This window comes from Coleofasciculus sp. E2-BRE-01, from assembly GCF_040221695.1.
Lineage (GTDB): Bacteria > Cyanobacteriota > Cyanobacteriia > Cyanobacteriales > Coleofasciculaceae > Coleofasciculus.
The window spans coordinates 1-11,327 of sequence record NZ_JAVKEA010000137.1; the positions used below are offsets into that span (position 1 = coordinate 1).

Consider the following 11,327-nt stretch of genomic DNA (forward strand, 5'->3'; position numbering starts at 1 on the left):
ATAAGAATAACGGGCAATGCTGGAGAGCAACCCGCCGCCAGGTGATGTCAAGCTATGGATGCCAGGTACGTACCTCTGGTTAGCTGCTCACATAAAGCTGTCCCTACCTAGAAGGTTCACCCATTGGAAACTGGTAGGGACAGCTCTATTGCAACAATTCATTTTCCCGTGACCAACGACAGAGTACTCCGGTTAAACTGAAGTTACCCCAAGCCAAAAATCTTGCACTGCCTCACCGTAAGGCTTTGAGCGATTTTTTAGCCGCCTTACATGGGTATGATTTTTAAAGGCTTGAGCGCTAAAACCATTACGGTATAAGGCTTTAGCCCGGTTGCAGTACATATCGAAGGGGGGAACTTCAGGTTAAACCTCAAGACATCATCTGGCATAAACTCAATTCACTTTGAGCGGAAAATACCTCAAACCTCTATATGAGTAGTGCTGTTACTCTTAACTCCAGTAGGTAGACTAGCTTAAAATCTGCGAAAGTCTTGCGGTGAGATAATCCGAGAGTAATTTCAAGGGTAAATTTCCCCTTAAGTTGACACCAATGCACGTCGGTGCGCCCCTACATAAGGGGTTTGCGGTTGGATTAAAAATGAGGTCATCCGAGATTTTATATGATGACATTTCAGGATGTTGGTGGGTTACGGCGGATATCTAATTAAATGGTTATCTCCTAAATTTAACACCGCCTAACCCACCCTACAATTAATTTAAATTCAACGTTAATATTTTTAATTATTATGCCTTAGCAAAATCTGGTCAATTTAGCTGTACCATGAATCTCTTTCAGCCTGGATATCACGATTAATTTCTTGAGCTGTTCTAGTATGTTTTATCTGTCAGATTTTTGGTGGGTTACGGCGGATATTGAATTAGATGGTTGTCTCCTCAATTTAACACCGCCTAACCCACCTTACGAATGACAAATGACGAATGACAAATGACGAATGACAAATAACAAATGACGAATGACAAATGACAAATGACGAAGGACAAATCACCCTTGAGTCGCTTGCCATCGCTGTAAGTCTTCAATCAATATCGGATTTACATTAAACCAAGGATTCTGGTTTTCATCGTAATAGCCTAAAATAAATTTATTTTGTAGGAGTTCATCGCTAATCACAAATTCTCCTTTATTTGGCAATGTATGGGTTTTTGTTGTTAATCGTCCAGTTCGGTGAATCGCGGCTAATTCCGGGAACTGGTAATCACTAATTGTATAGGCTTGCCGTTCTTCTTTTACCGCTTGTTCAGCAATAGCTTGATCCACAGAGGTGGCTTTCTTTTTCACCGCGACTTGACAGGCTGTCCGCCCTAAGCGAATTAAATCTCGCATTACGCCTCCGCTTTTTTCACACAGTAGTTCTAAGGCTTCTGGGGTAAACAAATCTTGGGTGTTGTAGTTGGTTAATCGCGCTAATCGCTTTTCAATTACTTGTTTCAGTATCTGTCGCCCCATCTGATCCGGCTGGGTTGTGGGACATAAATTGGCGTCACATTCAAATACGGGAATATTCGCCAAGTCTAAACAGTCTTGAAATCGCTGCATCGGTTGGCGAAAACTGGGAGAATACCGCAGGGAAATGGGAATAGTGTAGATGATATGACAATCCAGTTCTGTCAGCAGGGGACTGGCAAACATTTCTAAGGCGGTCATCTGATCATGACGATCTAATCCATCGACAATAACTAATAGTTTTTGCTTTCTATCCTTTTCTGCGGCTTGAATGATTGCATTAACTTTAGCGATAATTTCACTTAACAGTGGGCGAATATTCAAGCTTCTCGTCATTTCTCGCGTTAGCCCTAATTTTAGGGTCATGCCCATTTTGGTTAGCAGATCGGGTAGGGCTAATCCTTCAGTGGAGTTGGTTTTATCTTGATAAATAACGGTTTTGAGACTATCTTCTAAATCCTTGAGTAAACGGTCATCTTTGCGTGACCACCACCCTGGTTTAATGGCTTGACGACAAATTTCTTGACCAATTAAGACGACAACTTCGGCATAACCGATATTGTAACGGTCAAGGGCGGTGGCGGTGTCAATCCAGATTACGGTATAGTTATCAGCTAAACACTGTTCAACACGGTGTAATTCTGTGGTTTTACCACTACCTGTGTGACCCGATAGTAAAAATTTGGCGGGGTCATCTTCCATTTCTAAGGCGTTGACTAAATGCTCAACGGGACTATCCGATCGCGAAACGTAAAAATCCCGAATATCTTCAGGCTTTTCCAGCGGTTCTTCGGGTTTAAACAGTTGATAAACGGGTTTCCAAAATTTTGAGTTAGTCATTATTTGTCATTCGTCATTTGTCATTTGTCATTCGTAAATTCTCTACCCTATCTCCCAGACGTTCCACGGTCACGTCTCTACAATCCCCCATTACCCGATATCATTGTCTTTGATACAATTTTATGTCGCCCCTGTTAAACCCCTCCATACCTATGCCCGTTACGGTTGTCACCCTGAAGCAAATCGAAACCCAACTCGATTTAATTATCACCCGCCCACCTTCAGGATTGTTCCTGAAAGGGACTCTCCAGGTTCCCGGTGATAAATCCATCTCCCACCGTGCTTTAATGTTGGGTGCGATCGCGCAAGGGGAAACCCGCATCCAGGGACTCCTATTGGGGGATGATCCGCGCAGTACCGCCCGTTGTTTCCAAGGGATGGGGGCGACTATTTCTCAACTGAACGCCGACGAGGTTATCGTTAGGGGCGTGGGTGTGGGAGAATTGCAAGAACCTCTGGATATCTTAAATGCAGGCAACTCTGGGACGACTCTGCGGCTGATGCTGGGACTTTTAGCCTCTCACCCCGGACGCTTTTTTACGGTAACGGGAGATAAATCCTTGCGATCGCGCCCGATGTCTCGTGTGGTTCATCCGCTGCAACAAATGGGGGCGCAAATCTGGGGGCGGGGGAATGGTTCATTAGCGCCTCTGGCGATTCAGGGACAACAGCTTAAGCCGATTCATTACCATTCCCCGATCGCGTCTGCCCAAGTTAAATCCTGTATCCTGTTAGCGGGGTTAATGGCAGACGGGGAAACAACAGTAACAGAACCTGCGTTGTCTCGTGACCACAGCGAACGAATGCTTAAGGCGTTTGGTGCTAAAATCACCGTTGACCCAGACACCCACAGTGCTACAGTCACGGGTCCAGCGCAACTCCAAGGACAAACGGTGATTGTTCCCGGTGATATTAGTTCCGCCGCTTTTTGGTTAGTCGCTGGGGCGATTGTCCCGGATTCTGACTTATTAATTGAAAATATCGGGGTTAATCCCACCCGCACAGGTATTTTAGACGCATTGGCGATGATGAATGCGGATATTCAGTTGGAGAATCAACGGATAGTGGCGGGAGAACCCGTGGCTGATATCCGAGTTCGCTATAGTCGTCTGAAGGCTTGTGAAATCGCTGGGGATTTAATTCCCCGTATGATTGATGAGATTCCCATTTTGGCAGTTGCGGCGGTTTTCGCCCAAGGAACCACAGTGATTCGCGACGCCGCAGAACTTCGGGTCAAAGAAAGCGATCGCCTCGCAGTTATGGCGTCTCAGTTAAACCGGATGGGCGCACAAATAACAGAACTCCCCGATGGATTAGAAATCACTGGGAACACGCCGCTAACGGGTACAGAGGTTGACAGTCATACCGATCACCGGATTACAATGAGTCTTGCGATCGCGGCTCTCAATGCTCAAGGAATCACCACCATCCACGGCGCTGAAGCTGCAACCATTTCCTATCCGGACTTTACCACCACCTTACAACGTCTCTGCAATCAAGACTCTCCGACGTGATTGAGAAAATTTTGAGTGTGTAGGGGCGGGTTTAGGGACTTTCTTGTCGCGATTGATAATAACGTTTGTACAAAACCCGCCCTGACCAATGTGCAGGGACTGATACCAAGTTGCATTCTAAAGATATAACTTGCTCTCCCCCTGCTTCCCCCGCTCCCCCTGCTTCCCCTGCTCTTCCTATCTACTACGTTTGAGCGCAACTCAGTATGACTTTTCACGGGGCGTCTGGAAACCTGCGAAAATTGGGGCGGGTTTAGTCACTTATGGATGCAATCGAAAAGGTAATAGTGAAACCCGCCCCTACACATTGAATCCACCCCCATCACCCCCTCACCCAGCTTCCTCCGCTTCCCAAACACCCCTGCTAACAGTCGTCTAGCGGGGTAGTATGTCAAAATGTCGATGTAACAGACAATCAGGTTATCTCCTGATTGGGAAACAGGGTGTACTAGAATATCGTATTCACCCTAAGTCAGGTTGGAGGGCAAGATCACCAATTTTTTGGCGGAGGCGCTATATTGTTAACTCTTGCATTCTACGCCACTATCCGTATGAACTATACTTTGGCACAATTGGTCAAATAACTCCCCTAGAATAGTTTTTTTACTAAAAACGTTGGACTTATGCGCCCAAATAACCAGACATTGCGTTTACAACTGAATCACTACCGCTCCTATATTGCCATTTCCTGCGAGGATATGGAAGTTGGGTTTTGTACGCCAGAATTTGCGGCGAAGATGGTGGAAATCTTTAATGAGTACGAACGACTCCACGAAGAAAATGAAATGTTAAACAAAGCCTTAAAATTAGCCTGTATCGATTTGCTTAAACAAGCTGGGATTAGCATGAATCATCTCGACAGGCGCATCCAGGACTATCTGGACAAAGCCAAACGTCCAGAACATGGCACTCGGGCGATCGCGTTCTTACTCAGAGAACGGCAGCAAGCTCTCGATATCAGTAATCGAGAATTTGTTCGGTTTTGTGCCTCTTACAAATTAGCACCGCAACAACTTAAAGATATTTTCCAAGGTAAAGATATTCCGGATAGCCAGCTTAAGTCATTATCCCGAATCTTGGGAAAATCCGTGGAAGAGTTAATCGAAGTACGGGATGGATTCAGTGATAGCGAACTGAATCGATTGGCACGCATCTTGGGAACATCCAATGAAGATTTGGCTCAGGTATTTAGCAGTTAAAAATTGTTCATGGGTTCCTCAAAATTATATCCTTGAGCGAAGCCAAGGATCGGGCAGGGCGGGTTCTGCACCAACATTACCATCAATAGTGACCAGAAAATCCCTAAACCCGCCCCGACAAATCAGGTTCCCCGACGGTGGTGAAGGGTCAAAAAAGAGATGCCATGGCATCTCTTTTTAAACTGACTTAACGCATGATCCCGGGAAGTACAACACCCACTTGATTGTTAAAAATTTCCATGTCCCGTTGATCATTTTCATCAAAACTGGCTTTAAAATACTCAGGAACGTGGGGCCACTGGGATGGATCATATTCCGTCGTATCATCAGTGTGACGTTTATTCACGAGTTGGGTAACAGCGAGTAACTCACCATCACAACTTAAAACCGGCATACATAACAGACTGCATGTCCGATAATGAGTTTTGGCGTCTGTTCTGCGGGCGATATCCGAATCGGGATGTTCGTAGAGGTCAAAGGGAATGTTTAACGGTTGACCAGTTTGGGCAACTTTTCCAGCAAATCCCTCTCCTAAAGGTACTCGTGTTTCCATTAAAGAACCATCGGCTTGGGGAATTTTTGTCCATAATTCCTGAGTTGAGTAATCAATTAACCAAAGGGTGGTGCGATCCGCATGGGTGAGTTGTTTGGCGGCTTGCATCACCGTTTGGATGACTTCTTCAGCATTTCCGCCGCTACTGCTACTGACTAAACTAATCGCTTGATAGAGGGGATCGATCGCCTTGCGTTGTTCCTGAAGATTGCGGATTTCCCGGTGAAATGCTTGGAAGCCTTGCAGAATCGGCAATGTGGATGCCATGCGTTCATGCAATTTCTGGGCATCGGCTTGGCTAAAGCCATTGATTTCAATTGTTTCGGATAACGTTCCCCCCGATTCATAGGTAAAGAGGAATTTGTTAAATGACCGAATAATCGCAATCACTTTCCCTTTCGAGTCCACAACCGGGAATAACAACATGTTTTCCACAGTGTTGATCGCGTCGGGTTCTAACCCCATATGGACTAACAGATCATTCAGTTTACTGGGGTTTTTGCTGGCTTTGACTGAACGCGATTCGACCATTTTACTGGCGATTCCTAGAGTGGCAGATACCCGAATCTCTTGAGCATTTAGGGTTCTGGAGTTCCAGACTAATGACCAAAAGATGCTTTGTTCGGCATCCAGGAGGAAAATTGTGGTCTGTTCTGCGCCCAAGAGTTTGTTAATCGAGTTGGTGACAAAGCTTAACGTATAATACAGGGCATTGTAGAGGGCTTCATCACTCTGATCGGCAACGGAATTACTGAGAATTGCTAGGGTATTATAAACAGATTCTTTTGGCTCAATTTGAGCAAGCTGTTTTAGGGTCTCATGGGTCTTGACGAATTGCAGGATAACACCCACTCGTTCGTTAAAGACTTGCATAGACTGGCGGTCATTTTTATCAAAACTCGCTTTAAAGTAGCTGGGAACATGGGGCCACTCGTCTCGGTTATACTCTGGATGATCGCCAGGTTTGCGCTTGTTGATTAGTTGGGTGACGCCTAATAATTCCCCATCGGGACTGACGACGGGCATACAGAGGAGGCTACAGGTGCGGTAGCGGGTTTGTTCATCGGTTTTCTTAGCATTTTCCGCACTAGGATGGTCATAGAGATCGAAGGGGATAATCATCGGTTGACGGGTTTGCGCCACTTGACCCGCAAAGCCAACCCCAACATCACAGCGAACCTCTCCTTTCCCTGGAAGTTCCGTCCACAAGTCACCGCGATCGCGATCCACTAACCATAAGGTACTGCGATCGGCGTTCAGCAGCTTCTTGGCGGTATTCATCACCCGTTGCAAAATCGCCTTAGTATCTAAATTAATCTGATCGAGCGATCGCGTGGCTTCGGCTAAGGCGGCTGTCGCCCGCAGCTTCTTCATTACCTTGTAACAGGATTGGCAACTTTCCAGAATTCGCCGCACCGGAACTACGCATTTTGCCAATCGTTCTAAGTCTAGGGTGGTGAATCCTTTGGGTCGTTTGTCGGATTGCTCATCAGTGGGTAACTTATTCAGTAACTGAATTACCGCAATCACCTCTTTGTTTTCACTTAAGATGGGAAATGCCAAGATATTCTCGGTGCGGTAATTATATTTTTTGTCAAATTCCTTAACCAGCGCGGCGCGGGGATCTTCATAAACGTTGTCGGGAATATGGATGACTTTTTTATCTTGAGCCACATGACCCGCTATCCCTTCCCCGACTCGCACCTGAATATCCAGGAATTCACCTTCTTCATTCTCCGCCACTAATGACCAGAGTTCTGTCTTCTCGTCATTGAGTAAGAAAATGGTGGCGCGATCCGCACCCAGTAATTCGCCGACTTTCGAGGTAACATCGCGCAGCACCTCATAAAGGGCTTGCGCCGAACCTTCATCCTCAGATTCTGTATCGGCTTTGGATAAGATTTCCACCTGGGAAACCAGGAGTTTGCGTTCTAATTCGGCTAAGGCTTTGAGAAATTCCGAGTCGCCTGGTTCTAAATCAGCCTGGATGGTTTTTAAAGCCTTATTGACCCACTCTTGGTTAAATACCGATTCATAGATGCGATTGTGAATCCTAACTTTTCCTTGATGCTTGAGGATTAACCCCATCATCCGCAGTTCCTTCTGTTCGGAACTGTCATTGGCGATCGCTTCTCCCTGTTGGAGGATTCGCTGATACACCTGCAACAGCTTCAGACTCCGGTGTTTGCGTCTGAGTAAGCGATCGCGGATCGTCTGCAAATGCATCAGTTCCGGTTGTTCTTCCCAATTCTCAATCCAGTGCGATCGCACTAAGTTTTCCACCCATTCTGCTTCGGTTCCTTTCGAGGGTGCATCCGGTGCTTGGGCGATTAAGCGACAAAGCTGCTGGGTGAGAAATGGTTGTCCCCCTGTCCATTTCAACACCTCAACCAGCAATCGTTTATAGTTTTGTGATTTAGCTTTTAATCCTCTGGCAATTTGTAATCCGCTACTCGCGCTTTCTGGATAATGGGACTGTTCAGATAAATTTGAAATCATAGTGCAACCTGGTGTAAACGCCTTGGCAGCTTGCCTTCTCTTGCTAGTCGGGTGGTGATTAGGGTTCAGGAGCTGTGATCAATCTCTATGGACTATCTCAGATGCTACCTTACCGATGGCTCAAATTAGACTCTACCGATCTCAAGATCCTGATCTAAATAATATTGACAATAATACTAAATTATGGTTGCTTCTGAATAGACTTTACTCTATTGGTGGGAATTGGGGGAGCTGGGGGAGTTCGTTCAAAACTTGGTCAGGGCGGGTTTGTGTACAAACGTTATCATCAACAGCGAACAGAAAATCCCTAAACCCGCCTCTACACAGTCAAAATTTACCCCGCCACCCAATCAGTCACAGGACCTTTGGGTACAATGCGAGTGGGATTAATGTGGGGATGACTCTTGTAATAATGTTGCTTGATCTGGTCAAGGTTGCAGGTATCGCTAACGCCCGGTTGCTGATAGAGATCTTTAAGATAATTTCCCAGATGGGGATAATCACTAATTCTACGTAAGTTGCACTTAAAATGCACGTAGTAAACGGGGTCAAAGCGAAACAGGGTAGTGAACATACACCAATCCGCTTCCGTGATCCGATCGCCACACAGATAAGCTTGCTGGGATAGAACCCCTTCCCAGTAGTCTAGTGCTTCAAAAAGTTCGGTTACCGCCTCGTCATAAGCCGTTTGAGTCGTGGCGAACCCAGCGCGGTAGACGCCATTGTTGATGGGTTGGTAAATTCTGTCAATCGCGCGATCGATCTCGTCTTGCAGATGATCGGGATAGAAGCTAACTTGAGATTTCGCGATCGCCTCAAACTCGGTATCGAACATACGGATAATTTCACGGGATTCATTATTCGCGATCGTATTCTTTTGTTTATCCCAAAGCACAGGGACTGTCACTCGTCCGGTACAGTTCGGGTCAGCTTTTAGATAAACCTCTCGCAGATAACGAGCGCCATGAACCGTATCCGGGATACAACCGGGAGCATCAGAAAATTCCCATCCATCTTCATCCATAAACGGGTCAACAATGGACAGGCTAATCGCCTCCTCCAACCCCTTCAATTTCCGCATAATCAGCGTGCGATGCGCCCAAGGACAAGCCAGAGAGACATAGAGATGGTAGCGTCCAGACTCAGCCTTAAACCCCGTAGAACCATCCGCACTCACCCAGTTACGGAACTTAGTCGGGTTTCGCTTAAATCGCCCCTCAGGGTCTTGCTGGTAAGGTTCCTTCGTCCATTGTCCATTCACCAGCATTCCGGTTGCCATATTTTCTTCCTATCCCAATATATTTGTTGGTTAATTATCCCAATTTTCGGTTTGTCAATTCTCTATTTCGTCATTTTCTTTATATTCTTAAAAAAACTTAATATTTATTAATCCATGGGGACACCAAATTGTCCTTTGAGCCAGGGGCGGGTTTTGGTGATAAGTTATTAGTAACCAACTTACCTGAGTGGCTAAACCCGTCCCTACTATATATTGACATTTATCCTCCTTCGCCCTTGGTGATGCTCAAGAAAATCGGCAAATGACCAAAGACGAAGGAGCAATTTAGCGTTACTCTTCCGTACTGAGGATCTGCGGCACTTTAAAAAAGTCCCCATCTTGGTCAGGAGATTCTGCCAATAAAGCATCCCGATCCGGATACCGTTGGAGTTGGTCAGATCGAGTCACATTACTAACATCAATAGCTCTAGTCGTTGGCGGAACATTTTCCGTATCCAATTCACTAAGCTGTTGAAAGTATTCCAAAATGCTATTAAGCTGCGGCAAAAATTGCTCCTCTTCTTCAGGAGTCAACTCCAAACGAGCCAGATTAGCGACTTTGCGAACTTGTTCTAGGTCAATCATGGTTGTTGATTGTTATTTTTTGATTATTCCCTAGTCAATGACAAAGGACGAATGACATAAGACGAACACTAAAAATAGATATCAATAGCTGAACGTCCACTGGTTTTCAGCCAGTTTTGCGCTTCCAAGTAGTTATTAGGAGCCAGACGAATCGCTCGTTTCCAATAGTCGGCGGCTTGATCAAACAACTTTTCTGCAGCTTCATCATTTCCCGCTTCCTTCTCCTTCTCACCTTGGAAATGGTAAATGACAGCAACATTATTCAGCGCTTGGGGGAGACGGGGATTAGAGTCGAGGGCTTTCTGGTAGTACTCTAATGCTGTCTCATGCTCACCGTTGCTGGTGTAAATCAACCCCATATTGTACAGAATCAGGCTGCGGTCATAGGAATCTTCTTCTAACTCCAACGCTTGCTTGTAATTATCCAACGCTTCAGCATATTCGCCATCTCCCTGAGCCGACATCCCATCTCGGTAATAGACGAACGCTTCTTTCGCTCTCTTGTTAGTTGGCAAAACCTTAAGAATGAGATCTGCCATTACCGTGAAGGTTTTGTCAACAAAGTTATCGTTACGCTGTGTTCGTGGCATAGTTGCTTCCCAATTATCCCGGTTGTCAATTATCGTAGCGTGTCTGGGATGCACTCGATCAGAGATTGTTTGTTGTCACTCTGATGTGACTCAACCCACCCCCATCTCCCTCATCTCCCCCTGCTCCCCCTGCTCCCTCTGCTCCCCCTGCTCCCCCTGCTCCCCCTGCTCCCCCTGCTCCCCCTGCTCCCCCTGCTCCCCCTGCTCCCCCTGCTTCCCCCATCTCCCTTATCAATGAATCGTCCCATCGGGCAAAATTGTCCCTTGGAGATTAGCACCCTCTAGGGTAAAATTATCTAAAACTGCCCCTGTCAGGTTAGCTTTGTTCAGATGAGCGCCTGCCAATCTAGCGCCTTGGAGATTAGCGCCTTGGAGATTTGCGCCTGTAATATTCGCCCATCTCAAATCTGTTCCCTCTAAATCGGCAGCGCCCAGATTTGCCCCAAACAGATAAGCACCACCCAAATGAGCCTGACTCAGATTAGCCTTTTCCAAATCAGCTTGGTAGAGGTAAGCACCAATCAATTCGGCTTCATGGAGATTAGCATCGGTAAGGTTAGCCCGGTTAAGATGGGCATGAATCAGGCTGGCGTCACTGAGATTGCTGCGTCTCAAATTAGCTTCATTGAGCATTGCGCCTTTTAAGTTTGCCTCTCTAAAGTCTTGGACTTTGGACAAAATTATTAGATTTGCGTACATTTTACGCAAATAAAAAAGAGACAATAGCTCCTCTATCTCAGCTTGTTGAAAAGCTCAGAAATACCGACGGAGTGGAGGTTGCAGAGTGCAGTCTATTAAGATTT

At 46.0% G+C, this 11,327-nt stretch carries 9 protein-coding genes; 2 read left to right on the forward strand and 7 right to left on the reverse strand.

Features of this window, described 5'->3' with window-relative positions; genetic code table 11:
* Nucleotides 1–1,003: 1,003 nt before the first annotated feature.
* Nucleotides 1,004–2,305, reverse strand: a complete 1,302-nt coding sequence (locus RIG66_RS16410) for a P-loop NTPase fold protein (RefSeq protein WP_446379807.1) — start codon at nt 2,303–2,305, stop codon at nt 1,004–1,006.
* 152 nt (nt 2,306–2,457) lie between these two features.
* On the opposite strand from RIG66_RS16410, the gene aroA reads away from it, so the two are divergent.
* Both aroA and RIG66_RS16420 read left to right on the forward strand, forming a co-directional pair.
* Complete coding sequence (aroA, locus tag RIG66_RS16415) at nt 2,458–3,819, forward strand: 3-phosphoshikimate 1-carboxyvinyltransferase (RefSeq protein WP_446379809.1); 1,362 nt, start codon at nt 2,458–2,460, stop codon at nt 3,817–3,819.
* Between the two features lie 623 nt (nt 3,820–4,442).
* Nucleotides 4,443–5,018: a hypothetical protein gene (locus tag RIG66_RS16420; RefSeq protein ID WP_006098180.1), complete on the forward strand. Its 576-nt coding sequence runs from the start codon at nt 4,443–4,445 to the stop codon at nt 5,016–5,018.
* A gap of 187 nt (nt 5,019–5,205) precedes the next feature.
* Here the strand turns inward: RIG66_RS16420 and RIG66_RS16425 are convergent, their stop codons facing one another.
* The 6 genes from RIG66_RS16425 to RIG66_RS16450 form a co-directional block, all read right to left on the reverse strand.
* Nucleotides 5,206–8,070, reverse strand: coding sequence for a GAF domain-containing protein (locus RIG66_RS16425; RefSeq protein ID WP_446379811.1), 2,865 nt, complete (start codon nt 8,068–8,070; stop codon nt 5,206–5,208).
* 334 nt (nt 8,071–8,404) lie between these two features.
* Nucleotides 8,405–9,349 (reverse strand): glutathione S-transferase family protein, encoded by a 945-nt coding sequence (locus RIG66_RS16430; RefSeq protein WP_446379813.1) that lies wholly within the window; start codon nt 9,347–9,349, stop codon nt 8,405–8,407.
* A 291-nt stretch (nt 9,350–9,640) separates the two neighbouring features.
* Entirely contained in the window at nt 9,641–9,934 is a 294-nt protein-coding gene (gatC, locus tag RIG66_RS16435) for an Asp-tRNA(Asn)/Glu-tRNA(Gln) amidotransferase subunit GatC (RefSeq protein WP_446379815.1), read from the reverse strand.
* A gap of 68 nt (nt 9,935–10,002) precedes the next feature.
* A complete protein-coding gene (locus tag RIG66_RS16440) occupies nt 10,003–10,524 on the reverse strand; it encodes a photosystem I assembly protein Ycf3 (RefSeq protein ID WP_044204267.1) in 522 nt (173 codons plus the stop codon).
* Nucleotides 10,525–10,582: 58 nt separating this feature from the next.
* Nucleotides 10,583–10,747, reverse strand: a complete 165-nt coding sequence (locus RIG66_RS16445; RefSeq protein WP_446379817.1) for a hypothetical protein — start codon at nt 10,745–10,747, stop codon at nt 10,583–10,585.
* Nucleotides 10,748–10,755: 8 nt separating this feature from the next.
* On the reverse strand, nt 10,756–11,202 hold the full coding sequence (locus RIG66_RS16450; RefSeq protein WP_446379819.1) for a pentapeptide repeat-containing protein: 447 nt from the start codon (nt 11,200–11,202) through the stop codon (nt 10,756–10,758).
* Nucleotides 11,203–11,327: the final 125 nt, after the last annotated feature.